General features: G+C 76.6%; 23 protein-coding genes and 1 pseudogene. 16 read left to right on the top strand and 8 right to left on the bottom strand.

The annotated features are described in order from the left end of the window. Positions 1–116: 116 nt before the first annotated feature. From ACI78U_RS18315 to ACI78U_RS18300, 4 genes are all read left to right on the top strand, one after another. Positions 117–848 (top strand): hypothetical protein, encoded by a 732-nt coding sequence (locus tag ACI78U_RS18315; protein WP_456876816.1) that lies wholly within the window; start codon positions 117–119, stop codon positions 846–848. A 67-nt stretch (positions 849–915) separates the two neighbouring features. Beyond that, positions 916–2,346: a GuaB1 family IMP dehydrogenase-related protein gene (locus tag ACI78U_RS18310; protein WP_456876815.1), complete on the top strand. Its 1,431-nt coding sequence runs from the start codon at positions 916–918 to the stop codon at positions 2,344–2,346. Then, complete coding sequence (locus tag ACI78U_RS18305; RefSeq protein ID WP_456876814.1) at positions 2,343–2,690, top strand: metallopeptidase family protein; 348 nt, start codon at positions 2,343–2,345, stop codon at positions 2,688–2,690. Before ACI78U_RS18310 ends, ACI78U_RS18305 begins: the two co-directional genes overlap by 4 nt. A gap of 22 nt (positions 2,691–2,712) precedes the next feature. Then, entirely contained in the window at positions 2,713–3,048 is a 336-nt protein-coding gene (locus ACI78U_RS18300; RefSeq protein ID WP_456876813.1) for a GroES family chaperonin, read from the top strand. A 77-nt stretch (positions 3,049–3,125) separates the two neighbouring features. Here ACI78U_RS18300 and ACI78U_RS18295 read toward each other — a convergent pair whose 3' ends face one another. Next, positions 3,126–3,578 carry a MarR family winged helix-turn-helix transcriptional regulator gene (locus ACI78U_RS18295; protein ID WP_456876812.1) on the bottom strand — a complete coding sequence of 151 codons (453 nt, stop codon included), beginning with the start codon at positions 3,576–3,578 and terminating at the stop codon, positions 3,126–3,128. Positions 3,579–3,635: 57 nt separating this feature from the next. Here ACI78U_RS18295 and ACI78U_RS18290 point away from each other — a divergent pair, with 57 nt between their 5' ends. Next, positions 3,636–5,744: an MMPL family transporter gene (locus tag ACI78U_RS18290; RefSeq protein WP_456876811.1), complete on the top strand. Its 2,109-nt coding sequence runs from the start codon at positions 3,636–3,638 to the stop codon at positions 5,742–5,744. A gap of 35 nt (positions 5,745–5,779) precedes the next feature. Here ACI78U_RS18290 and pheA read toward each other — a convergent pair whose 3' ends face one another. Beyond that, entirely contained in the window at positions 5,780–6,715 is a 936-nt protein-coding gene (pheA, locus tag ACI78U_RS18285) for a prephenate dehydratase (RefSeq protein ID WP_456876810.1), read from the bottom strand. 109 nt (positions 6,716–6,824) lie between these two features. Between pheA and ACI78U_RS18280 the strand changes: the two genes are divergently transcribed. The 4 genes and pseudogenes from ACI78U_RS18280 (at position 6,825) to yczE (ending at position 12,173) form a co-directional block, all read left to right on the top strand. Beyond that, positions 6,825–8,528: a diguanylate cyclase gene (locus ACI78U_RS18280; protein ID WP_456876809.1), complete on the top strand. Its 1,704-nt coding sequence runs from the start codon at positions 6,825–6,827 to the stop codon at positions 8,526–8,528. A 608-nt stretch (positions 8,529–9,136) separates the two neighbouring features. Beyond that, a pseudogene (locus ACI78U_RS18275) lies at positions 9,137–10,345 on the top strand (diguanylate cyclase domain-containing protein); the annotation flags it as partial. A 622-nt stretch (positions 10,346–10,967) separates the two neighbouring features. Next, a complete protein-coding gene (locus tag ACI78U_RS18270) occupies positions 10,968–11,405 on the top strand; it encodes an AIR carboxylase family protein (RefSeq protein WP_456876830.1) in 438 nt (145 codons plus the stop codon). A gap of 156 nt (positions 11,406–11,561) precedes the next feature. Next, on the top strand, positions 11,562–12,173 hold the full coding sequence (gene yczE / locus ACI78U_RS18265) for a membrane protein YczE (protein ID WP_456876808.1): 612 nt from the start codon (positions 11,562–11,564) through the stop codon (positions 12,171–12,173). A 15-nt stretch (positions 12,174–12,188) separates the two neighbouring features. Here yczE and ACI78U_RS18260 read toward each other — a convergent pair whose 3' ends face one another. After that, positions 12,189–13,304, bottom strand: coding sequence for an MFS transporter (locus ACI78U_RS18260; protein ID WP_456876807.1), 1,116 nt, complete (start codon positions 13,302–13,304; stop codon positions 12,189–12,191). 319 nt (positions 13,305–13,623) lie between these two features. Between ACI78U_RS18260 and ACI78U_RS18255 the strand changes: the two genes are divergently transcribed. Both ACI78U_RS18255 and ACI78U_RS18250 read left to right on the top strand, forming a co-directional pair. After that, on the top strand, positions 13,624–14,223 hold the full coding sequence (locus ACI78U_RS18255) for a TMEM165/GDT1 family protein (protein WP_456876806.1): 600 nt from the start codon (positions 13,624–13,626) through the stop codon (positions 14,221–14,223). A 61-nt stretch (positions 14,224–14,284) separates the two neighbouring features. Continuing rightward, complete coding sequence (locus ACI78U_RS18250) at positions 14,285–15,739, top strand: diguanylate cyclase domain-containing protein (protein ID WP_456876805.1); 1,455 nt, start codon at positions 14,285–14,287, stop codon at positions 15,737–15,739. On the opposite strand, the gene ACI78U_RS18245 is transcribed toward ACI78U_RS18250, so the two are convergent. Beyond that, the gene (locus ACI78U_RS18245) at positions 15,720–16,289 is read right to left on the bottom strand and encodes a TetR/AcrR family transcriptional regulator (protein WP_456876804.1); all 570 of its coding nucleotides are present in this window, start codon (positions 16,287–16,289) and stop codon (positions 15,720–15,722) included. The two genes, ACI78U_RS18250 and ACI78U_RS18245, sit on opposite strands and share 20 nt — an antisense overlap. Before the next feature lie 75 nt (positions 16,290–16,364). Here ACI78U_RS18245 and ACI78U_RS18240 point away from each other — a divergent pair, with 75 nt between their 5' ends. From ACI78U_RS18240 to ACI78U_RS18230, 3 genes are read left to right on the top strand one after another with little or no spacing between them, the layout of a single operon-like run. Next, on the top strand, positions 16,365–16,754 hold the full coding sequence (locus tag ACI78U_RS18240) for an antibiotic biosynthesis monooxygenase family protein (RefSeq protein WP_456876803.1): 390 nt from the start codon (positions 16,365–16,367) through the stop codon (positions 16,752–16,754). 42 nt (positions 16,755–16,796) lie between these two features. Beyond that, positions 16,797–17,765, top strand: a complete 969-nt coding sequence (locus tag ACI78U_RS18235; protein WP_456876802.1) for an ABC transporter ATP-binding protein — start codon at positions 16,797–16,799, stop codon at positions 17,763–17,765. Further along, positions 17,762–18,592, top strand: a complete 831-nt coding sequence (locus ACI78U_RS18230; RefSeq protein WP_456876801.1) for an ABC transporter permease — start codon at positions 17,762–17,764, stop codon at positions 18,590–18,592. Before ACI78U_RS18235 ends, ACI78U_RS18230 begins: the two co-directional genes overlap by 4 nt. A gap of 11 nt (positions 18,593–18,603) precedes the next feature. Here the strand turns inward: ACI78U_RS18230 and ACI78U_RS18225 are convergent, their stop codons facing one another. Next, positions 18,604–19,263, bottom strand: coding sequence for a response regulator transcription factor (locus ACI78U_RS18225; protein WP_456876800.1), 660 nt, complete (start codon positions 19,261–19,263; stop codon positions 18,604–18,606). After that, positions 19,254–21,005 carry a sensor histidine kinase gene (locus tag ACI78U_RS18220; RefSeq protein ID WP_456876799.1) on the bottom strand — a complete coding sequence of 584 codons (1,752 nt, stop codon included), beginning with the start codon at positions 21,003–21,005 and terminating at the stop codon, positions 19,254–19,256. The genes ACI78U_RS18225 and ACI78U_RS18220 overlap by 10 nt, the downstream gene beginning before the upstream one ends. Before the next feature lie 134 nt (positions 21,006–21,139). Here ACI78U_RS18220 and ACI78U_RS18215 point away from each other — a divergent pair, with 134 nt between their 5' ends. Then, positions 21,140–21,613, top strand: a complete 474-nt coding sequence (locus ACI78U_RS18215; RefSeq protein WP_456876798.1) for a hypothetical protein — start codon at positions 21,140–21,142, stop codon at positions 21,611–21,613. A gap of 25 nt (positions 21,614–21,638) precedes the next feature. Here ACI78U_RS18215 and ACI78U_RS18210 read toward each other — a convergent pair whose 3' ends face one another. Both ACI78U_RS18210 and ACI78U_RS18205 read right to left on the bottom strand, forming a co-directional pair. Continuing rightward, positions 21,639–22,124, bottom strand: coding sequence for a VOC family protein (locus ACI78U_RS18210; protein ID WP_456876797.1), 486 nt, complete (start codon positions 22,122–22,124; stop codon positions 21,639–21,641). 52 nt (positions 22,125–22,176) lie between these two features. Continuing rightward, entirely contained in the window at positions 22,177–23,067 is an 891-nt protein-coding gene (locus ACI78U_RS18205) for a haloalkane dehalogenase (protein ID WP_456876796.1), read from the bottom strand. 107 nt (positions 23,068–23,174) lie between these two features. On the opposite strand from ACI78U_RS18205, the gene ACI78U_RS18200 reads away from it, so the two are divergent. After that, positions 23,175–23,927, top strand: coding sequence for a MerR family transcriptional regulator (locus ACI78U_RS18200; protein ID WP_456876795.1), 753 nt, complete (start codon positions 23,175–23,177; stop codon positions 23,925–23,927). Positions 23,928–23,998: the final 71 nt, after the last annotated feature.

The raw sequence follows: 23,998 nt of genomic DNA, 5'->3' as shown, positions 1-23,998 counted from the left end.
ACGCCGATCGTAGGAGCGCACCGCGGCGGGCACCCCGGCGGCGCGGGGCGGCCTCCCGCATCCGGGTGGGCCGGAGCGGCCGAACACCGGGCACCGGCGTCCGGGAGGAGGTCTCCGTGGCCCGACACGCGCCCGGCAGCCGGGGACGCTGGCTGCTGCTGACCACCGCCGTCGCCCAGGCGGTCGCCCCGCCGCTGGCCGGCTTCGAGCAGGGCTCGGGCAGCGACCCGGTGGTGGTGCCGCCCGGACCGTTCTTCGCCATCTGGGGGCCGGTCGTCCTCGGCTGCCTGGCCGCGGCGGTGTACGGCCTCCCGCTGCGGCGCGCGACGGCGGACCCCTGGCGCCGCGTGCAGGTGCCGCTGTCGCTGGCGCAGGTCGGCTTCGTGCTGTGGCTGGTGGCCGCGGCGACGGCGCCCGCCCTCACCGTCCCCGTCTTCGCGGCGGTGCTGGCGGTGCTGCTGGTCTGCCTGCGGACGGTCGTCGCGACGCCGGCCGACCGGACCACCCGCCTGCTGCTCGGCGGCACCGTCGGCCTCTACGCCGGGTGGACCAGCGCCGCGGTCTGGGTGAACACGGCCACCGTCCTGCCCGGGCGGCTGGTCGACGGCACCGCGGTCCCCGCGCTGCTGCTGGCCGGCGCCGCGGCGACCGCTGCCGCCGTCGCCTGGCGGGTGCACGGGCAGCCCGCCTACGTGGTCGCCGCGGGCTGGGCGCTGCTCGGCGCGCTCGTCTCCACCCTCGGCGCCGGGGCGACGGCGCTCGGGCTGGTCGCCGGGACCGGGCTGGCCGTGGTGGTGGCGGTCGCGCTGGTGTCCGCCCGCCGTCCCGCGCCGCGGGCCGGGCGCTGAGCAGCGCGGTCCCGGGAGACACGCGGAGGGACCTCGCCCGCGCGGCCGCTGCGGGACAATGGGGTCCATGCGCTTCATCGGCGGCAACCGCCCGGCCACCGACCTCACCTACGCCGACGTCTTCATGGTGCCCAACCACAGCACCGTGGGCTCGCGGCTCGAGGTCGACCTGACCACGCCGGACCGGGTGGGCACCACCATCCCGGTCGTCGTCGCCAACATGACGGCGATCAGCGGCCGCCGGATGGCCGAGACGATCGCCCGCCGCGGCGGCCTGGCGGTGCTCCCGCAGGACATCCCGGTCGACGTCGTGACCGAGGTCGTCTCCTGGGTGCACGCCCGCCACCCGGTCTACGACACCGCGATCACGCTGGCCCCGACGTCGACCGTCGGCGAGGCGCTGTCGCTGATGACCAAGCGGGCGCACGGCATCGTCGTGGTGGTCGACGACGGCGTGCCGGTGGGCGTGGTCACCGACGGCGCGTGCCGCGGCGTGGACCGGTTCAGCCAGCTCGGCCAGGTCATGGCCGAGCACCCGCTGACCATCCCCGCGGGCACCGACCTGCCCAAGGTGTTCGACGTGCTCTCCGGTGAGCGGGTCAGCGCCGCGCCGGTGGTGGAGGGCGACCGGCTGGTCGGCGTCATCACCCGCAAGGGCGCGCTGCGCTCGACGCTCTACACCCCGGCGGTCAACGCGACCGGGCAGCTGCTCACCTCGGCCGCCGTCGGCATCAACGGCGACGTCGCCGGCAAGGCATCGGCGCTGCTGGCCGCCGGCGTCGACGTGCTCGTCGTCGACACCGCGCACGGCCACCAGGAGAAGGCGGTCGAGGCGGTGCGCGCGGTGCGCGCGGTGGCCGGGTCGACGCCGGTCGTGGCGGGCAACGTGGTCACCGCCGAGGGCACCCGCGACCTCGTCCAGGCCGGCGCCGACGTCGTCAAGGTCGGCGTCGGGCCGGGCGCCATGTGCACCACCCGGATGATGACCGGCGTCGGGCGGCCGCAGTTCTCCGCCGTCGAGGAGTGCGCGGCCGAGGCTCACCGGCTCGGCCGGCACGTGTGGGCCGACGGCGGGGTGCGCCACCCGCGCGACGTCGCGCTGGCCCTGGCCGCGGGCGCGGCCAACGTGATGGTCGGTTCGTGGTTCGCCGGCACCTACGAGAGCGCCGGCGACATCCACGACGACGGCGGCCGGCTGTACAAGGAGTCCTTCGGCATGGCCTCGGCGCGCGCGGTCAAGGCGCGGACGGCGGCGCAGAGCGGCTTCGAGCGGGCTCGCGCCGGGCTGTTCGAGGAGGGCATCAGCTCCTCGCGCATGTACCTCGACCCGGCCCGGCCCGGCGTGGAGGACCTGGTCGACGGCATCGTCGCGGGGGTGCGCTCGTCGTGCACCTACGCCGGCGCCCGCACCATCGACGAGCTGCACGAGCGGGCCGTGGTGGGGGTGCAGAGCGCGGCCGGCTACGAGGAGGGCCGCCCGCTGCCGACCAGCTGGTGAGGCCGCTCCCCCGCGAGGTCTTCGAGTCGCTGGTCGCCGATGCCCTCGACGCGGTCCCGGCCGAGCTCATGGCGCTGCTGGACAACGTCGTCGTCCTGGTCGAGGACCGCAACGAGGACGAGCCCGACCTGCTGGGCCTCTACGAGGGCTACGCGCTCACCGAACGCGGCTGGCAGTACGGCGGCACGCTGCCCGACCGGATCATGATCTACCGCGAGGCCATCTGCGACGTCTGCGAGACCGCCGAGGAGGTGGTCGAGGAGGTGACGGTGACCGTCGTCCACGAGATCGCCCACCACTTCGGCATCAGCGACGAGCGGCTGCACGAGCTCGGGTGGGGCTGAGGCACCCGCGTACCGTGATCGCGTGCCATCCGACGTCGCCAAGGGCAGCGGACTGCCGATCAAGATGCTGCACGACCGGATCCTCGTGTCGCTGCGCAGGGAGGACGGCGAGCGGCGCTCGACCGGCGGCATCCTCATCCCGGCGACCGCGCAGGTGGCCAAGCGGCTGGTGTGGGGCGAGGCGCGCGGGGTCGGCTCGAGCGTCCGGCAGGTGAAGGTCGGCGACCAGGTGCTCTTCTCCCCCGAGGACCAGCACGAGGTCGAGGTGCACGGCGAGGAGCTGGTCATCCTCCGCGAGCGCGACGTGCACGCCGTCGCTGCCGAGCGGATCGAGGAGTCCACCGGCCTGTACCTGTAGGGGCGAGGCATAGGAGGCTTTCCGCACGTCTCGGGCGCCGAAACGTGCGGATAGCTTCCTATGCCTCGGGGCGTCCTTCAGCGGTGGGCCACCACCACCTCGGTCACCGCCGTGAGGAACCGGCGGACCACCGCGACCTCGGCGTCGGACATGTCCGCCATCGCCCCCACCACGTCGCGCTGCAGGCCGCCGAAGAACGCCGCGCCGGCGGCCATGGTCGGCTCGCTCATGTGCAGGACGACGCGGCGCCGGTCCTCGGGGTCGCGCACGCGGTGCACGTGCCCGGCCCGCTCGAGCCGGTCGACCAGCGCGGTCACTGACGCCGAGCTCAGGCCCACCGCCGCGCCGAGCGCGCCGGCCGTGAGCGGCTCGCCGCGGCGGGTGGCGTCCAGGATGGCCACCACGGCCCGCACGTCGGTGCGGCCCAGACCGTGCGCGTCGGCGAACCGCTGCCCGACTGCATCCACCTCCACGGTGAGACGCCGAAGGAGGAGTGCGACCTCCACCCGCTGGCCGTCGTTGCGCTCCATGCTCCACCCCCGTAATGTCTCGAATGTCTAGATTATCGCTGGTCGAGAGGAATGACCATGGCCCGTCGGGTCCGCTGGCTGCTCCCCCTGCTCGTCGTCTTCGCCTGGCTCGGCGCGGCCGCCCCCCTCGGTTCCCTCAGCGGCCAGCTGACCGGGCTCCAGGAGAACGACACCGCCGCCTTCCTCCCGGACAGCGCCGAGTCCACCCGGGTCGCGGAACTCGCCCAGGCCTTCTCCCCCACCGAGGCCATCCCGGCGATCCTGCTCTGGGAGGGCGACGGGCCGCTCGACCAGGCCACGCTCGGCGCCGTCGGCGAGGCGGTGCAGGAGGCCACGGCCGTCGCCGACGAGGCCGGCGCCCTGGTGGCGCCCGCCTCCCCGCCGATCCCGTCGGAGGACGGCGAAGCGGTGCAGGCGGTGCTGCCGCTCAGCCCGGAGCTCGGCGACGAGATCGTGACCGTGGTCGAGGACATCCGCGCGGCGATCGCCGTCGACGGCACCGACTCCTTCGTCACCGGGCCGGGCGGCATCTTCGCCGACTTCGCCAACGGCTTCGCCGGCATCGACGGACTGCTGCTGCTCGCGGCGTTCGGCGTGGTCCTGCTCATCCTCCTGGTGGTCTACCGCAGCCCGATCCTGCCGTTCCTGGTCATCGGCACCGCGGGTCTGGCGCTCACCGCGGGCAACGCCGTCGCCTACCTCCTGGCCGACGCCGACCTGATCACCGTCAACGGCCAGAGCCAGGGCATCGCGGCGATCCTGGTCGTCGGCGCGGCCACCGACTACGGCCTGCTGCTCGTCGCCCGCTTCCGCGAGGAGCTGCAGCGCGAGCGGTCCCGGTTCACCGCGATCCGGGTGGCCCTGCGCCGCTCGTGGGAGCCGATCGTGGCCTCGGGCGCGACCGTGGTCCTCGGCGTCCTCTGCCTGCTGTTCTCCGACCTGGCCTCCAACCGCGGGCTCGGGCCGATCTCGGCGGTCAGCGTCTCGCTCGCCGTCGTCGCGGCGCTGACCTTCCTGCCGGCCGCGCTGGCGCTGCTCGGCCGCGCCGCCTTCTGGCCCTTCCGCCCGCAGGTCGGCCAGCGCCCGCGCGAGGGCCGCGGCTGGCAGCGGGTCGCCGCGCTGGTCGGCCGCCGGCCGCGGCGGGTCCTGGCCCTGAGCACGCTGGCGCTGGTGGCCGCGGCCGTCTTCGCGCCCACCTACGACGCGGACGGCATCACCTTCAGCGACGCCATCCGCGGCGAGTCCAACGGCGTCGACGGGCAGGAGGCGCTGGCCCGCCACTTCGACGCCGGTTCCGGCAGCCCGACCGTCGTCATCACGCCCGAGGACAGCTGGCAGGAGGTGGCCGAGACGGCGGCCGCCGTGGAGGGCGTGGCCTCGGTCGCGCCGTTCACCGGCACCGACGGGCCGCCGCAGCCCGGTGCCGACCCGGCCGTCATCGACGGGCAGGTCCGCCTCGACGTGACCCTCGCCGTCGCCGCCGACAGCACCGAGGCGATCGAGGTCGTCCAGGAGCTGCGGACGGCGCTCGACGACGCCGACCCGGCCGCCCTGGTCGGCGGGGACACCGCGGCCAACCTCGACGCCCGCGAGACCGCGGCCCGCGACCTGCGGGTGATCGTGCCCAGCGTGCTGGTGGTCATCACCGTGGTGCTGGCGCTGCTGCTGCGCTCCCTGGTGGCCCCGCTGCTGCTGCTGGCCAGCGTCGTGCTCAGCGTCGGGGCCACGGTCGGCGTGGCCGCGCTGCTCTTCGACAGCGTCTTCGGCTTCCCCGGCAGCGACCCCGGCATCCTGCTCATCGGGTTCGTGTTCCTCGTCGCCCTGGGGATCGACTACAACATCTTCCTCATGACACGGGCTCGCGAGGAGTCCGAGAAGCACGGCACCCGCGACGGCGTCCTGCGGGCCCTGGCGGTGACCGGCGGGGTCATCACGTCGGCCGGGATGGTGCTGGCGGCCACCTTCGGGGCGCTGTCGGTGCTGCCGCTGCTGTTCCTGACCCAGCTGTCGTTCCTCGTGGGCTTCGGCGTCCTGCTCGACACCTTCGTCGTCCGCTCGCTCGTGGTGCCCTCGGCGGTGCACCTGCTGGGCGACCGCACGTGGTGGCCCAGCGCGCTGTCCCGCCGGCGCGCGCCCGAGCCGGAGCGCGAGCTCGAACCGGCCTGACGCGGGCACTTCCGCGGGAGTGCACGAGCGGGCGCTCAGACCTCGCCGGCGCGCAGGCGGGCCAGCCACTGCCCGGCCTCGGTGAAGGCCGCGTCGGCCGACTCGTCGGGGACGGGGCGGTTGGTGCGGCCGTCGGCCCGCGGGTAGGAGCCGAGGAAGCGCACGTCCTCGCACACCCGGTGCAGCGCGGCCAGCGCCTCGCCCACCCGGGCCTCGGCAACGTGGCCCTCGCAGTCGAGGGAGAAGGAGTAGACCCACAGCCGGTCACGGGTGGGCCGCGACTCGATGCGGGTGAGGCTGATCCCGCGGACGGCGAACTCGCGCAGCACGTCGAGCAGGGCGCCGGTGCGGTCGGCGACGACGACCACCAGCGAGGTCTTGTCGTTGCCCGTCGGCGCCGGCAGCGCGCCGGGCCGGGAGACCAGCACGAAGCGGGTGACCGCGCCCGGGTGGTCGGCGACGTCCTCGGCCAGCGGCACCAGCCCGTAGCGCTCGGCCGCGATCGGCGCGCAGACGGCGGCGTCGTGCTCGCCCTCGGCCACGGCGCGTGCGGCGGCCGCCGTCGAGGAGGCCGGGAGGGTCGGGACGCCGGGCAGCAGGCCGGCCACCGTGCGCGCGGTCTGGGCGAGCGCGTGCGGGTGGCTGACCACGCTGCGCACCCGGTCGGGGGTGGTGCCCGGGCGCACGGCGAGGACGAAGGAGACGGTCAGGAACACCTCGCGGACGACCACCAGCGGGTCGCCCTCGGCCAGGCCGTCCATCGTCGCGGGGACCGAGCCCTCGACCGAGTTCTCCAGCGGCACGAGGGCGGCGTCGGCCTCGCCGGCGCACACCGCGGCCAGTGCCGCCGGGACGCTCGCCGCCGGCTGCCGGACCCCCTCGCCAGGGGCGACGGCCCTGCTGAGCGCGGCTTCGGCGAAGGTACCCTCGGGCCCGAGATAGGCGAACCGCGTCGGAGGGGTCTGCAGCACCCGACGAGGGTAGTGCGGTCGGACGGGGATCCCCGGTCCCGTCTGGGGAGGACCGCCTCGCCGCCGGTCGAGCCGTGGCCGGACGTCCGGTGTCGAGGAGGAGGGATGCGTGCCCCCCAGCCCTGCTGCCCTCACCGACGGTGACCTCGAAGCTGCGCTCCGACGCCTCCTGGCGGCCAGCTCGCGGGAGGACGCCGACGCGTTCCGCGCCGAGCTCGACGACGCCGAGGCCGCGCTGGCCGCCGTCGGGGACCCCGGCTGGGCGGCCTGGCGCGGGGCGCTCGCGGCCCGTCGCGGGCTGGTCGACGGTGACCGGGACGCCGTCGCGGCCGGCACCGCCGCCGCCCGCGAGGCCCTCGGCGCGTGTCCGGCCTCGGCGTCGACGGCCCTGGTGCTGGCCTACCTCGCTCACGTCGAGGCCGCGGCCGACCACCTCGACACCGCGATGCTGCTGGCCGTCGACGCCAGCCTGCTGACCGAGCAGGTCACCGCCGCCGACCCCGCTCCCGGTGAGTCGCCGCGCGCGCTGCACCAGGCCCACCTCTGGCTCTCGCTCACCCTCACCGCGCTCGACCTCGAGGAGCTCGCCGTCGCCCAGGCCGAGCAGGGCCACGCCGTCGCGGCCCGGCTGCCCGACCTCGTCGACCGCTGGCAGCTGCTGCGGCTGTGCGCGCAGCAGAACGTCGAGCTGGCGCAGACGCTGCGCCGCCGGGGGCAGGCCGGGCGAGCCCGCGAGCTGGCCGGCACCGCGATCGCCGCGGCGCAGGACGCCCGGGCGCTGGCCGTCGAGCCCGAGCCCGGCGACCAGGACCTGCTCGACGTCGTCCAGGCGTGGGCGCTGTCCTGCCACGACGACCTCGACGACGCCCTCGGCCCGCTGCGGTCGGTGCACCGGCGGGTCCACCGCACCGGCAGCACGTGGCTGCGCGGCTTCGCCGACCTCGCGCTGGCCCGGCTGCTGACCCGGCTCTCCCAGGCCAACACCGGCGGCGGGGGCGGCGAGGAGGCCGCCGACCTGCTCGTCGACGCCTCGGGCGCGTTCGCCGCCTCCGCCGACCGCCGCCGCTACCGGCAGTGCCTGCTCGAGCTCGGCCAGGCCACCGCGGCGATGGGCCGCCCCGCCGAGGCGCTGTACTGGCTGGAGGCCTACCGCGCCGACACCGGCCGGGCGCACGCGCGCAGCCGGGAGCTGTGGGCGGAGATGTTCGTGCGGCGCAGCCGGCTGCGCGAGACCGAGCGGCAGGCCGCCGTCCTGCGCCGGCACGCCCTGGAGGACCCGCTCACCGGGCTGGGCAACCGGCGCAGCGCCGAGCGCCGTCTCGCGGGGCTGCGGCCGGGCGCCGAGCCGTTGTCGCTGGCCGTCGTCGACGTCGACCGGTTCAAGGAGGTCAACGACGACACCTCCCACACGCACGGCGACGAGGTGCTGCGGCGGGTTGCGGCGCTGCTCCGCGACCACAGCCGGGCCGGTGACGAGGTCTACCGGTGGGCCGGGGACGAGTTCCTCGTGGTGCTGCCGTCGTCGACCCCGGCGCAGGCGCTGGCCGCGGCCGAGCGGCTGCGGGCCGCCGTCGCCGACGCCGACTGGGGCGACCTGCCGCTGTCCGAGCCGATCACCGTGAGCATCGGGGTGGCCACGGCGCCCGCCGACGACCGCGCCGCGCCGGCCGGCTGGCGCGCGCTGTTCGACACCGCCGACCTGCACCTGTTCTCCGCCAAGCGTGGCGGGCGCAACCGGGTGCGCGCGCCGGGCCTCGTCGACGACCCCGACGGCAGCGCCGACCTCGACGACCTCGACGGGGCGTCGGCGTGACGCAGCGGCCCGCCTGGGGCGCCAGTGACGGGACGGACGACCGGGTGGACGGCCCCCGGCGTGCCGGTGCCCCGGCGCTCGACTCCCCCGCGGACGACGTGCACAGTGCGCTGGTGCCACCGGGAGCCCTGCACCACCGGGTGACCGCCGCCCTCGCCAACTGGCAGCTCGACGACGCCGAGCGGCTGCTCTCGGTCGCCGACCCCTCCTCGCCCTACGCGGCGCCCGCGGACACCCCCGACGGCGACACGTCCGGCCTGGGCCGCGCCTGGGCCGACACCCTCCGCGCCGAGCTGCTGGTCCGCCGGCTGCGGGTCGCCGGGTTCACGCTGGTCGGCGAGCCCCTCGACGCGCCGGGGGTCACCGAGTCGCTCGACCTGCACGCCGGCGTCGCCGACGTGCTCGACCGCGGGGTGGGCGCGGCGGCCGGGCCGGGCGGCGGGGACGGCGACCCGCGGTCGGAGTCGGCCGCGCACGCCGCCCTCGCGATCGCCCTGGTGCGCTCGGCCAAGGCCGCCTTCGACGCCAGCGACGACGACCTGCAGCGCGCCGCGGGGCTGGCCCGGCACGCCCGCATCGAGCTGCTCTCCCGCCGGATCGACGCCGCGATGGACGAGGCGGTCGAGGCCGCGAGCCTGCTCGACCCGGGGCTGCCGCCGAGCGCCCTGCTGGTCGACACGCTGGGCACGCTCGCCGGCGTCCTGGCCGACCTCGAGCTGATGCCGCTGGCGCTGGACTACCAGCGCCGCGCCCTGGAGACGGCGACCGCGGCCGCCCGGGCCGACGTCCTCGGTCCCGACGACCCCGACGTGCTCGTCCCGCGCGCGGCCACCTGCCTGGGCGAGCTGTGCGCCGAGCTGGGCGAGGCCCTCCTCGACGACGGCGACCCCGCGTCCGCGCAGCCGCGCTTCGCCGAGGCGCGCGAGCTGGCCGAGCAGGCGCTGGCCCAGCTGCCGCCGGACGCCGCGGGCGTCGTCGCCGCGCAGGTGGTGCACGGCTGGGCGCTGGTCGGCCTGGGCGAGCACGCCGCGGCCACCGGCCCGCTGCGCGCCGCCGTCCGCACCGCCAGCGCCCGGGGCGACCGCGCGTTGCTGGCCTCGGCGATGCTGGCGCTGGGCCGCGCGCTGCGGCGGCAGGGCGACGGCCGGGGCGCCGACCGGCAGCTGGCCAAGGCGCTGGCGCTGGCCACCGAGCACGGCCTGCCGCGGCTGCGGCGGGCGGCGCTGCGCGAGCTGTGCACGCTGCACGCCGAGCTCGACGACGCCGGCCGGGCGCTGCCCTACCTGCAGGCCTACCTCGCCGACGAGCTCGACCGGGTCGACGAGCGGCGCACCCGCTGGGTGGAGCTGTTCGGCCGGCGCAAGAGCCTGCTGGAGAACGAGCGGGCCGCCGGCCAGCTGCGCCGCCAGGCCTACGAGGACCCCCTCACCCACCTGCCCAACCGCCGCTACGCCGAGGCGCGCCTCGACGGGCTGCTCAGCGCGGGCACCACGCCGGCGCTGGCGGTGGTCGACGTCGACCGGTTCAAGGCGATCAACGACGCCGTCGGGCACCCCGGCGGGGACGCGGTGCTGCGCGCGGTGGCCGACCTGCTGCTGGCCGGCTGCCGCGACACCGACGAGGTGTGCCGGTGGGCCGGCGACGAGTTCGTCGTGCTGCTGCCCGACACCACCGCCGAGCAGGCCGAGCACGCGCTGGAGCGGGTCCGCCGCGCCGTGGCCGCCCACGACTGGACCGCGCTGGGCCTGCGCGTGCCGGTGACCATCAGCGTCGGCATCGCCTCGGCCACCCGCGGCGACGACCGCCGCACGCTGTTCGCCGCTGCCGACGGCGTGCTGTACGACGCCAAGCGCAGCGGACGCGACCGCGTCGTGGCGCTGTCCGCGCTCACCCAGACCCGCGCTCCCGGCACCGCGCCCGACGAGGCGCCGCCCGCGGCGGCGCGGCCGGTCCCGGGGGGGGGGGGGCGGCGGGGGCGCCGGCGGGGGGGGTGGGCCCGGGGGGGGGGCCCGCCCCCCCCCCCCGGCTCGCGCGGGCCGCCGGCCGCGCGCCCCCCCCCGCGGCCCCCCCCCCCCCCCCCCCCCCCCCCCCCCCCCCCCGCCCCCCGCCGCCCCCCCCGCCCCCCCCCCCCCCCCCCCCCTGGACCCCGTCGGCGGCTTCTCGCCGCTGCTGGCCGACCCCCCGCTGTCCCTGGGCAGTCCGGGCGAGCCGCCGCTGACGCCCGGGCCCGCGCCCGCCGCACCCCCGGCCGCGCCCCCGGCGCCGGCCGAGCCCGACGTCATCTGGGGCGTGGGCCGCTCGACCGAGCAGGTCCTCGCGCTGGTCCGGGAGACCCGCGCCGCGCACCCCGACCGACCCGCGCTGGTCGTCCGCGCCAGCGCCGACACCCTCGTCGCGCTGGCCTCCGCGCACCCCGGCTCCACGGTCGACGCGGCGGCGATGTCGGCCGCGGTCGGGCCGGTCCCCGACCCGGTCGGGCGGGTGGGTGTGCTGTGCGCCGGCACCGCCGACGCGTCGGTGGCCGCCGAGGCGGCGTTCGTCGCGCGGGTCACCGGCACCGAGGTGGTGCGCGTCGACGACGTCGGCGCCGGCCGGCTGCGGCCGCTGCTCACCGACCGCACCCTGCTCGACGACGTCGACTGCCTGGTCGTGGTCGCCGGGCTCGACGCCTCGCTGGCCGGGACGGTCGGGGCGATGACCGACGTGCCGATCGTCGCGGTGCCCACCTCGACCGGGCAGCCGGGGTCGTTCGGCGGGTTCGGCGCGCTGCTGACGATCCTCACCTCGGCCTCGCCCGGCGTCGTCGTCAGCAACATCGACAACGGCCACGCCGCCGGCGTCTTCGCCGCCCGCATCGCCCGCCGCGCCGCGAGATAGGTGCCATTAGCGCTACAAAGGCCCCCCGGGGGCCTTTGTAGCGCTAAAGGCACTTCCCGGGGTCCGGGACCGGACCGCGGGCAGGGGCCGGGGGCGCAGACCACTCGCCTGGATTGGCCTGCGATCGGCGGACCGGCCCTGTCGCAGGATCGGGTCGTGCGCCAGTTCCCCGGACCCCGCCGCCTCGCTCAGCTCTACGCCGGGCTGGTGCTCTACGGCCTGTCGATGGCCCTGCTGGTGCGCTCGGGCCTGGGGGTCATGCCGTGGGACGTGCTGCACCAGGGACTGTCCCGCCAGCTCGGCTGGTCCCTCGGCGTGGTCACCATCGTCGTCGGCGCGCTGGTGCTGCTGGCCTGGGTGCCGCTGCGCGAGCGGCCGGGGCTGGGCACGGTCAGCAACGTCGTCGTCATCGGCCTGGCCCTGGACGCCGCGCTCGCCGTCCTCCCGGAGCCGGGGTCCCTGCCCCTCCGGGTCGCGCTCGTGCCGGCCGGCATCCTGCTCAACGCCGTCGCGACCGCCGCCTACATCGGCGTGCACCTCGGCCCGGGTCCGCGGGACGGGCTGATGACCGGCCTGGTCCGCCGCACCGGGCGCTCGGTGCGTCTGGTGCGCACGTCGATCGAGGTGGCGGTCGTGGCCGCGGGCTGGCTGCTCGGCGGCACCCTCGGCGTCGCCACCGTGCTCTACGCGCTGGCCATCGGACCGCTGGTGCACGCCCTGCTGCCCCGGCTGTCGGTGCGGCCGCCCGTCCCGGCGGTGCCCGCGTAGCCCACCCGGGCCTGTCTAGCGCTGACGGCTGGCCGCCACCCGGGGAGCGAGACCGCGGGCGGTCACCGGGACGACGGCGGCGAACAGCACCGCCACCGCCACCGCCCCGCCCAGCGCCCACGCGGCGAACACCAGCAGCGCGGCGGCCTCGATGCCCAAACCCGCGACCGAGGTGACCGTCGCCCGCACCGCGGCGGGCACCTGCTCCTGCAGCCGCGTCTCCCCCACGACGAGCACCGCCAGGTACAGCCCGTAGGACACCGCGACCGCGGCGACGGCGGCCGGGTGGTCCACCGCCGCACCGGCCGCGAGGAGCGCCGCCGACAGCAGCAGCAGGAGCGGCAGCGCCCGCGAGGGCAGCCGCGCCGCCCGGCCGGCCAGCGCCGCACCCGCCGCCCCGGCCAGCGCGACGACGAGGACGGCGGCCGGCACCAGCTCCGTCGTCACGCCCTGGTCTCGGGCCATGACCGGGAAGTACTCCTCGATCGCGTCCAGCCCGCCGAGCAGGGCGACGGCGACGACCACCACCCGCACGCGCGGGCGGCGCAGCGCGGTGCCGACCGCCCTGCGCAGCGGGACCTCCGGCTCGTCGTCGTCGGCCGTGCGCGGCGGCTCGGGGAACCGGGTGGCCAGGACCGCGGCGGCCAGGCAGACGACCACGCTGACCCAGCCGACCAGGGCGTAGCCGCCGGCCTGCACCAGCACCCCGGCCAGCAGCGCGGTCGGCACCTGCACCAGCAGCTCGGCCGCCGTCGTCGCGCCGTGCACGCGGACGTAGGCGTCCTCCGCGCCGACGGCGGCCAGGCCGTCGTAGACCAGCGCCTCGGCCGCGCCGGAGGCCAGCGCACCGCCGACGCCCCAGACGACGAAGCCGGCGGCGAAGCCCGGCAGGCCGGGCGCGACCGTCCACAGCACGAAACCGGCCGCCTCCAGCACGCCGGCGAGGACGAGCGCGCCGCGGCGGGACCAGCGGTCGGCGAGCACACCGGTGGGGACCTCGGCCAGCAGGGCGGTCACCGACCACAGCGCGAACAGCGCCGACACCTGCGCCTGCGACAGCCCCGTGTCGAGGAACAGCAGCGCGTACAGCGGGTAGACCGGGGCGAGACCGGACAGCGCGGTCCAGGCCACGGCCAGGCGGGCCAGTGGCCGGGCGGCGGCCGGCAGCGGGGAGCGGGACGGGCGTCAACGGAAGGGCACGGGCGGACCGTAACCGGAGCCACACCCGCGCGCACCGGGTTTACCGCGGGCCCTCGGCTAGGGTGGGCGGCCGAGAAGGGGAGTAGCCCCCCGTCCGCTGGTCGACACGCTGGCGCCACCGCGGTGGCGCCCGGTCAGCGGGCCCGCGCCCCGCGCGGGTGGGCGAGACCTTCGACCGAGCAGTCGTCGCACTGCCGGTCGGAGGCCTGCGCCCCCGCCCGGCCGTGCCGAGCGGAAGTGAGTCCCACCCGTGATCGTGCTGTCCGTCGTCGCGACGGCGTTCCTCCTCGTCCTGCCGGTGGAGCTGCCGGACAAGACGCTGTTCGCGAGCCTGGTGCTGGCCACCCGGTTCCCACCGCTGCCGGTGTTCGTCGGCGTCGGCACCGCGTTCGGCCTGCAGGTGGCCATCGCCGTCACCGCCGGGAGCCTGCTCTCGCTGCTGCCCGAGGCGCTGGTGGCCGGGGTCGTCGCGGTGCTGTTCCTCGTCGGCGCGGTGCTGCTGTGGCGCAGCGCCTCGGAGGGGCCCGAGGACGGCGGGGAGGCCGCGGAGGCCCGGGAGCGGACGTCGTTCCTGCGGGCGGCCGCGATCTCCTTCGGCGTGCTCTTCGCCGCCGAGTGGGGTGACCTCTCCCAGCTGGCGACCGCCGGGCTGGCGGCCCGCTTCGACGCCCCGGTGTCGGTGTTCCTCGGGGCGTGGGCCGCGCTGCTCACCGTCTCGGCCCTGGCGGTCTTCCTGGGCAGGACGCTGGCCGACCGGCTACCCGTGGCCCTCATCCGCCGGGCCGCCGCGGTGCTGTTCGTGGTCTTCGCCGTCTTCGCCGCCGTGGAGGCCGTGCGCGCGCTCACCTGATCGGGGGACGCCCCCGCCCGGTCGCTGCAGCCGGCCCCGGGCGGGGCCGATCCCCGGTGCCATGCGCGTCTGCACCCCGCCCGAGGAAGTCGCCGAGCTGCGTGCCCGGCAGGCCCGGCTCCTGCACGACCTCGGCGTCCTGGACGCCACCGAGGACGCCGAGCTGGCCGCCGTCGTCCGGGTCGCCGCGGCCGTCACCGGGGTGCCCTGCGCGACGGTCAACCTGCTCGACACCCGCTGGCAGCACCCGCTCGCGCCCCACGGCTTCACCGGGGCGAGCACGCCGCGCGAGGAGTCGCTGTGCGCGACCACGACCGCCGGCACCTCGCGGCCGGCGGTGTACGACGACCTCGCCACCGTGCCCGCGTTCGCCGACAACCCGTGGGTCGACGGCCGCCGCGCGCGGGTGCGCGCCTACGCCAGCGCCCCCCTCGTCGTCGACGGGAGGACGGTGGGCACGCTGTGCGTCTTCGACGAGGCCCCGCACGCCTTCGCCCCGGACGTCGGCGAGCGGCTGGCCGACCTGGCCTCGGTCGTGGTGGCGCTCTTCCAGCGCCGCCGGCAGGCCCGCGCGCTCGCCGACCTGGCCGTGGCCAACGCCGCCGCGCGCGACCAGGCGGAGACCGCCGCCGCCCACGCCGGCCGCTCGGAGGCCTTCACCCGCGCGCTGCTGGAGGCGCTGCCCGTGGGCGTGGTCGCCGCGGACGCCGACGGCGGGATCACCCTGGTCAACCGCGTCGCCCGTGCCTGGCACGGGCTCGACGCGGCGTGGACGCCCGACACCCTCACCTCGAGTCCCGCCGTCGCCGCGGCCTTCGGGCTGACCGCCGCGGACGGCCGGCCCCTGGCGCAGGACGAGCTGCCCGTGCGGCGCGTGCTCGCCGAGGGCCGGGTCCGCGACGCCGCGGTGGCGATCACCAAGGCCGACCGGCCGACGCGGCAGCTGCGTGCCTCCGGCGACCGGGTGGTCGACGCCGCCGGGCGGATGACCGGCGCCGTCGTCGCGATGATGGACGTCACCGCGCAGGGCGAGCTCGAGGCCCGGCTGCGCGAGGCGGCCCTGCACGACGCGCTGACCGGCCTGCCCAACCGGGCGCTGCTGCTCGACCGCATCGCCCAGGCGCTGCGGGTGCAGGCGCGCGAGGGGCTGCCGGTCGCGCTGCTCTACTGCGACCTCGACGGCTTCAAGACCATCAACGACACGCTCGGGCACGCCGCGGGCGACGCCGCGCTGCTGCGCACGGCGCGCACGCTGACCGCCGTCGTGCGCCCGGGGGACACCGTGGCCCGCATCGGCGGCGACGAGTTCGTCGTCCTGTGCCCCGGCACCGCCACCACCGCGGCGGCGCACGCGCTCGCCGGCCGGATCGGCCAGGCCCTGGGCGAGCCCGCCGACGGCGGCCCGCCGCTGCGCTCGAGCACCGGGGTGACCCTCTCCCGGCGCGGCGACACCCCCGACACGCTGCTGCGCCGGGCCGACGCGGCGATGTACGCGGTCAAGCGCTCGCGCCGCTGACCCCGGGCGGGACCAGCGCCAGCCGCGTCACCAGCGCGCCGACCTGCTCCTCGGGGTCCGCCCACGGCCGGGCCCGGCTCCCCGCCCACAGCGTCACCAGCCCGTGCAGCGCCGTCCACACCAGGGCGGCGTCGGCGCGCGGGTCGGTGCTGGCCGAGCGGCCGGCCTCCACGCAGGCGGTGACGGCACGGACGAGGACGGCGAAGGCGCGGTCCCCCGCGGGCACCTGCCGGCTGCCGAACATGGCCCGGTAGCGGCCCGGAGCGGCCAGCCCGCTGCGCACGTAGGCCCGGCAGCCGGCCAGCAGCCGGTCGACGGGGTCGGCGACGCCGTCGGTGGCCGCGGCGATCCCGGCCACCAGCTCGGTGAACCCCCGCTCGACGACGGCGTCGAGGAGGGCGTCGAGGTCGGCGAAGTGCCCGTAGACGGCCGGCGCGCTGACCCCCGCCTCCCGGGCGACCCCGCGCAGCGTCACCGCGTCGGCCGAGCCGGTGCGCTCCACCATGGTCGCCGCGGCGGTCAGCAGGTCGCTGCGGAGGTCGCGGGGCACGGAATCGCACTTTACACACGTTAAGGTCCCGGTCTACGGTGGCTTTACACCTGTTAAGTCGCCGAGGAGGACCCCGTGCCCGCCATCCCCGACCTGCCCTGGACCGCCGGCCGCGCGGTCGAGGGCCCCGGCGTCGTCCTCCTCACCGAGCTGCGGCTGCGCCGGTTCACCGACGTCCCGGCGTTCTTCGCCTCGGCGCTGGCGATCCGCCGCCAGGTGGCCGCCTCCCCGGGCGCGCGCTCGCTGCTGCTGCGCGCGCAGCCGCTGGCCCGGACCTTCACCACCGTGTCCTGGTGGGACGACGAGGCCGCCGTCCGCGCCTTCGCCCGCACCGACCCGCACCGGTCGGCGATGCGCCGCTGGGCGCCCCGGCTCCGCACGTTCGGCAACCACACGCTGCCCGGCGACGGCACCGCCCCCACCGTCGACGGCGCCCGCGCCGCGGCGGCCGCGTCCCCGGCGTGACGGCGGCGGCGCCGTCGGCGGGAGGTGGCACCATCGCCGTCGATGGACGCCGCGGTCGAGGTCGCCGAGCTGGTCAAGCGCTACCCGGGCCGGCCGGCGAACGCCGTCGACGGGGTGTCGTTCACCGTCGACCGCGGTGAGGTCTTCGGGCTGCTGGGCCCCAACGGCGCGGGCAAGACCACGACGATCGGCGTCCTGACCACCCGCGTGCTGCCCACCGGCGGGACCGCGCGGGTGGCCGGGGTCGACGTCGCCGCCGACCCGGTCACCGCGCGCAGCCGGCTGTCGGTGGTGCCGCAGCGCTCCAACCTCGACCGGTCGCTGACCGCCCGGCAGAACCTGGTCTTCCACGCGGCCTACCACGGTGTCGGACGCGCCGAGCGGAACCGCCGGGCCGACGAGCTGCTCGAGCGGCTGGGCCTCGGCGACCGCGGCGGCGACCGGGTGGACGACTACTCCGGCGGCATGGCGCAGCGGCTGCTCATCGCACGGGCCCTGATGCACGCCCCGCAGGTCGTCTTCCTCGACGAGCCGAGCACCGGCCTGGACCCGCAGGCCCGGCTGTTCGTGTGGGAGCGGGTGCGGGAGATGCGCGACACCGGCGTCACGGTCGTGATCACCACGCACGACATGGAGGAGGCCGCGGCGCTGGCCGACCGGGTCGGGATCATGGACCGCGGCCGGCTGCTCGCGCTGGACACCCCGGCCGCGCTCACCCGGTCGCTGCCGGGCAGCGCCACCCTCGAGGTCGACGTCGAGCGGGCGCCCGCGGACAGCGACGAGGCGGTGCTGGCCGCACTCGGCGCACTGCCGCAGACGGAACGGGTGGAGCCGGTGGCCGACGCCGCGGGCCTGCGCGCCCGGCTCTACCTCTCCGCCGACGCCGCCTCGACGGTCGGCCCGGTGTCCGACGCGCTGACCGCGCGGGGCGCCCGGCTGACCGGGGTGCGGATCGGCGAGCCGAGCCTGGAGGACGTGTTCCTCAGCCTGACCGGACGGGAGCTGCGATGACCACCGAGGCCACGGGCCGGGCCGCGACGGTGCTCGCGCCGCTGCGGTCGACCCGGCCGGACGTGGGGCGGGCCTTCACCGCGCTGCTGTGGCGCGACCTGTTCGTCACCGGCCGCGAGTTCGTGCCGTTCCTGCTGCAGGTGGTGCTGCAGCCGGTGTTCCTGCTGTTCGTCTTCGGCAAGGTGCTCGTCGAGCTCGGCTTCGCCTCCACCGCCTACTCCGGGGTGCTGCTGCCCGGGGTCATCGCGCTCGCGGCCTTCCTCACCGCGCTGCAGAACACCGCCTTCCCGCTGGTCATCGACTTCTCGTTCACCAAGGAGATCGAGGACCGGCTGCTCGCGCCGCTGCCCACCGCGCTGGTCGCCGTCGAGAAGATCGTCTTCGCGACGGCGCGGGCGCTCGTGGTGGCGGTGGTCATGTTCCCCATCGGCTGGTGGGTGCTCGGCTCGCTGCCGGTGACGTGGGGCGACGTGCCGCTGCTGGCGGCCTTCCTCGTGCTGGGCTCGCTGGTCGGCGCCGCGATGGGCATGGTGCTGGGCACCTTCGTGCGGCCCAACCGGATCAACGTCGTGTTCGCCGTCGTGCTGACCCCGCTGCTGTTCACCGGCTCCACCCAGTTCCCGTGGCCGGCGCTGGACCAGCTGCGCTGGTTCCAGGTGGTGTGCGCGGTCAACCCGCTCACCTACCTCAGCGAGGCGCTGCGCGCGGAGATGACCCCGGACGTGCCGCACCTGCCGCTGCCGGTGTGCGCGCTCGCCCTGGCCGGGTTCCTCGCGGTGTTCGGCGTGCTGAGCCTCGTCGGCTTCCGCCGCCGCGCCCTCGACTAGGGCCCGCTCCCTCACCGGGCCGGCAGGCTGTGGTCGAGGTGGACGAGGACCGCGAGGACCCGGCGGTTGTCGTCCGGTCCCGGCTCGAGCTCCAGCTTGGCGAAGACGGCGGCGATCACCCCCTCGACCGTCTTGACCGCGACCTCCAGGCGCTCGGCGATGGCGCGATTGGACCGTCCCTCCGCCACGAGGCGCAGGACGCTCCGCTCCCGGCCGGTCAGGCGGACGAGACGGTCCTGCCGCCGCCGGGTCCGGACCAGCTCCTCCACGACGGCCGGGTCGACGGCCGTCCCGCCGGCGCCGACGCGCTGGGCGGCCTCGACCAACTGGCCGCCCTCGGCGACGCGGTCCTTCAGCAGGTAGCCGACACCGCCGACCCCGTTCCCGAGCAGGCGCAGGGCGTAGTCCGGCTCCAGGTACTGCGACAGCACCAGGACGCGGACGTCGCCGTCGTACCGGTCCCTGACCTGCACCGCCGCGTGCAGTCCGGCGGCGCCCCCGGGAGGCATCCGGATGTCGACGACGGCCAGCTCCGGCCGGAGGTCGGCCACGGCACGGAGCAGCTCACCGGCCGTCCTGGCCTCGGCGACGACGTCCATCCCGGCGCCGGCCAGGATGCGCACGACACCGGCCCGGATCACCGCCGAGTCGTCGGCCACGATCACCCGCACGGGATCTCCGCCCGCAGCCGCGTCCCGCCGCCCCGGGGACTCACCACCCGGACGCTGCCGGAGAGCGCGTCCAACCGGTCGGTGAGGCCCTCCAGCCCCGATCCGCGCGCGGGGTCGGCCCCGCCGGCTCCGTCGTCGGTGACCTCGATGACGAGGTGCCCGGCGTCCCGGGAGATGGAGACGGCGGCCCCGCTGGCGCGGGCGTGCCTCGTCACGTTCGTCAGGGCCTCGGCGACGACGTGGTAGGCGGCGGCCTCCACCCCCGCGTCGAGCCGGCCGCACCGGACGTCGAGGTCGACGGGCACCGCCGCGCGCCGGGCCAGCCCGGCCACCGCGGGCCGGAGTCCCTCCTCCGTCAGGACGGTCGGGTGGATGCCGCGCGCCAGCTCCCTGAGCTCGACCACCGCGGCCCGCAGCTCCTCGGCGGCCTCGTCGAGGCGGCCCACGACCTCGGGGCCGGCACCGGCCGCCCGGGCGGCGTCCCTGGCCTGCTGGAGGCACAGCGCCACGCCGACGAGCCGCTGCTGCGCCCCGTCGTGCAGGTCCCGCTCGATGCGGCGGCGCTCCCGGTCCCCCGCTTCGAGGAGGCGGGCGCGCGACGCCCGGACCTGCTCCAGCCGGGCACGGTCGAGCTCGGTCAGGCGCTCGTTCTCGACGGCCAGGCGGAGGACGGCGGTCGCGGCGGCCACCAGCCCGGGGTCCTCGCGCAGGGCGGGGTCGTGGACGACGGCGGCGACGGGCCCGTGCCGGCCGGCCAGCACCGTGCGGGCGGTCCGGTGGTCCTCGGGGGGGAGGTCGGTCGGCTGCCCCGAGGAGGTCGTCCACGTGCCCGTCGGTTCCCGCAGGTACAGGCGCAGGGCGGGATCGCCCAGGGCCACCCGGAGCGCGTCGCGCAGCCGGCGCGGATCCGCTCCGCCGTCCAGTTGGAGGGCCAGCCGGGCGATGGCACCGCGCCGGAGGCGCAGTCGCAGGGCGCCGGCCAGGAAGCCCAGCGGCACGAGGGCGACGGCGCCGAGGATCGTCCACGCGGCGATCTCCCGCCAGGGCTCCTCGAACGGCAGCAGTGGGTACCGGCCGAGCACCAGGGCCACGATCTCCGCGGCGTCGTAGGCGGCCACGAGCGCGGCCACCGTGCCCGCGAGGACGACCGGCCGCAGGATCCGCCGTGCCGCCGGGGCGCTGGAGCGGAGGCGCCGCAGAGCCCGCACGACGACCCCGAGCGAGGCGAGCACGACGAGCGCGCTCGTCCACAGCTGTGCCTGCTCGAAGAGCACCTGGTGCTCGACCACCGCGAACGGGTTCTCGGACCCGGTGCAGGGACAGCCCACGAGGAGCCTGGACGCGGTCCGGACCAGGTACCCAGCGGCCAGGGCGGCGAGGACGACCCGGTCCCACCGCCGCAGGCGGGCGTCCGGGAAGGTGAGGGTCAGGAACGCGAGCAGCAGGTCGTAGTAGCGCTCGAAGGCGAACCCGAGCACCGCCCACGGCACCAGGCCCGCCGGGGCGTAGGACCCCACGGACCACAGGACGGCGGAGGCGACCAGCAGCGGACCGGTCCGCACCTCGGGCCGTCGTTCCCAGGCGACCAGCCCGGCCGCGACGAACAGCAGACCCAGGCCCGTGTCGAGCACCAGGAACCGGACGGGCGCCCCCTGCGACGCCCCGACCGCCGCGGTGACGGCGGTGAACGAGGCCGCGCCGGCGGCTGCCAGCCGGCGCGGCCACGGCCCACTGACGAGCACGACGGCAGCATCGCACGCCGACTTCCCCCTGCGGCCAGGGAAAACCCTCGCGTCCGGACCGGGCTTGCTCCCTACTGCGCGGCGCCCGGCCTCCCTAGCGTCCGGCGCGTCCCCACCGCCGTCCGGGAGGAACGATGAACCGCACCGGGTCCTGCAGCCTCGTGATCGCGACCGCCCTCGGTCTCACCACGGTGCCGGCCACCGCCGCCTCCGCCGCTCCGCCCGTGATCGAGCGCGGCAGCTCCGTGGACACCTTCGACGACGAGTTCATCCTCGACCTCTGCGGCATCGTCACGCGGACCACGCTGACCCAGCGCTGGTCCTCCACGGTGTACCCGGACGGCTCCGAGACCGTCCACGTCGTCCGCACCTTCGTCCCCGAGGACCCCCGGGTGCCGGTCGAGAAGGGAGCCGGGACCACGTTCATCGCGGCCGACGGCACCCGCCGGGTCGTCGGCAAGCCGATCCAGCTCTTCGATCCGGACGGCGGTGTGCGGTTGCTCGACGCCGGGTGGGTGGAGTTCGACCCCGACGGGACCGTCTCCCGGACCCGCGGTCCGCACCCGTCGCTCGACGTGGACCTGCGCGAGTACTACTGCCCCAGCTGACGGCGAGGATGCCGGCAGGGCGGGCCTACGCCTCCAGCCCGCCGGAGGACGCCCACTCGGACAGGCGGCGCTCCCCCTCCTCCGGGCTGACGTCCTCGACCCGGGTCATGACCGCCCAGCGGTGGCCGAACGGGTCGTAGACCGAGGCGAACCGGTCGCCGGTGACGAAGGTGGCGGGCTGCTCGCGCACGGTCGCGCCCCGCGCGACGGCGGCCGCGAAGACGGCGTCGACGTCGGGGACGTAGAGGCAGGTCGAGCCGCTGACCCGGTCCTCGGCCTGTCCGGTGGGCGCCACCAGGCCGTACTGCGGGTTCGGGTCGGACAGCTGCAGCCGGCCGGAGGGGAACTGCAGTTCGGCGTGGGCGACCGTGCCGTCGCGGGCGTCCATCCGGCTGACCGTGGTGGCGCCGAAGACCTCCTCGTAGAAGCGGATCGCCTCGGCCGCGGGCGAGCAGACCAGGAACGGGGTCAGGGAGGTGTAGCCGTCGGGACGGCCGTCGGTGATCGCCATGCGCCCACCCTGGCCCGCCGGGACGGCGCCGTCTTGAACGGAACCGACAGCGCTACGGGAGCGTCGGGATCCAGTCGGCCAGCGCGCGGCCGACGGCGTGCGGCGAGTCCTCGGGCACGAAGTGCGCGCCGGGCACGGTGACCTCGGTGACCGACGGCCACTTGCGGACCAGCGCCCGCTGGCGGCCGACCAGGATCGACCCGGGTTGGGCGTCGAGGAACAGCTTGGGGACGGCGCTGCCGCGCAGCCAGACCCCGTACTGCGCGACGACGTCGCGGACCCGCGGCGGCACGTTCTCCAGCGGGATCTGCCGCGGCCACTCGAGCGTCGGCCAGCGGTCCTCGGGGGTGCGGAAGGGCTGCCGGTAGCGCTCGTGCGCCTCCGGCGAGAGCCCGTGCAGGGTGGACGCCGGGAGGATGCGCTCGACGAAGACGTTCTTCTCCAGCACCACCGTCTCGCCGTCGTCGCCGCGCATGGTGCGGAAGATCCTCCGGGCGTCGGCCGGCCAGTCGGCCCAGGTCATCGGCGTGACGATCGCCTCGGTGAAGGCCAGCCCGCGCACCGCCTCGGGGTGGCGTCGGGCCCAGTCGAAGCCCAGCGCCGAGCCCCAGTCGTGCAACACCAGGGTGACCCGCCGCTCGACGCCGACCGCCTCGAGGAACGCGGCGAGGTGCTCGGCGTGGGTGGCGAAGGAGTAGGTGCCCCGCTGCGGCGCGGGGAGCTTGTCCGACTCGCCCATGCCGACCAGGTCCGGCGCGATGCAGCGGCCCAGGTGCTGCACGTGCGGGATGACGTTGCGCCACAGGTAGGACGACGTCGGGTTGCCGTGCAGGAACACGATCGGGTCGCCCTCGCCCACGTCGACGTAGGCCATCTCGGTGCCGAGCACCGGCACGCGCTGCCGGGGGAAGGGGTCCTCGGGCGAGACGTCCTCAGCGGCCACCCCGGCATCCTCGCCCAGACACCGGTGCGCCGCCGTCCGGAGATCGCGCTTGACCCTGACGCAGCGTCAGGCTGTGGACTCGTCGCCGTCAGGGAGGAGGAACCCGCGTGAACGTCGGGGAGGTGGCCGCGCTGGCCGGGGTCACGGTGCGCACGCTGCACCACTACGACCGCATCGGCCTGCTGTCGCCGTCGGGACGCACCGCCGCCGGCTACCGCCGCTACTCGGCGGCGGACCTGGACCGGCTGCACCAGGTGCTGCTCTACCGCGAGCTCGGGTTCCCCCTCGATCAGGTCGCGACCCTGCTCGACGACCCGTCCGCCGACCCCGCCGCGCACCTGCGCCGGCAGCACCGGCTGCTGCGGGACCGGCTGGAGCGGACGCGGGCGATGGTCGCGGCCGTCGAGAAGGAGATGGAGGCGAGGCAGATGGGGATCTCACTGACCCCGCAGGAGCGCTTCGAGGTGTTCGGCGAGCACGACCCCGAGCGCTACGAGGCCGAGGTGCAGGAGCGCTGGGGCGACACCGACGCCTACCGCGAGTCCTCGCGGCGCACCGCGGCCTACACGAAGGAGGACTGGGTCCGCATCAAGGCCGAGGGCGAGGACCTCAACCGGCGCATGGCCGCCGCGGTGCAGGCGGGGGTCGCCCCCGACTCGGAGCAGGCCATGGACCTGGCCGAGGAGGCCCGGCAGCAGATCTGCCGCTGGTTCTACGACTGCCCGCCGGAGATGCACGCGGCGCTGGGCCGGATGTACGTCGAGGACGAGCGGTTCACCGCCACCTACGAGGCGGTGACGCCGGGCCTGGCGCAGTGGGTGAGCACCGCCGTCCAGGCCAACGCCGCCCGCCGGGGCTGACCGGCTCCCCTCCGTCGAGATCGCGCGAACTCGGCACGTCCCGGCCCCCGTCCCGTCGAGATCGCGCGATC

It is taken from the genome of Geodermatophilus sp. SYSU D00710, from assembly GCF_054050195.1.
This window is presented reverse-complemented; position numbering and strand designations above follow the sequence as displayed.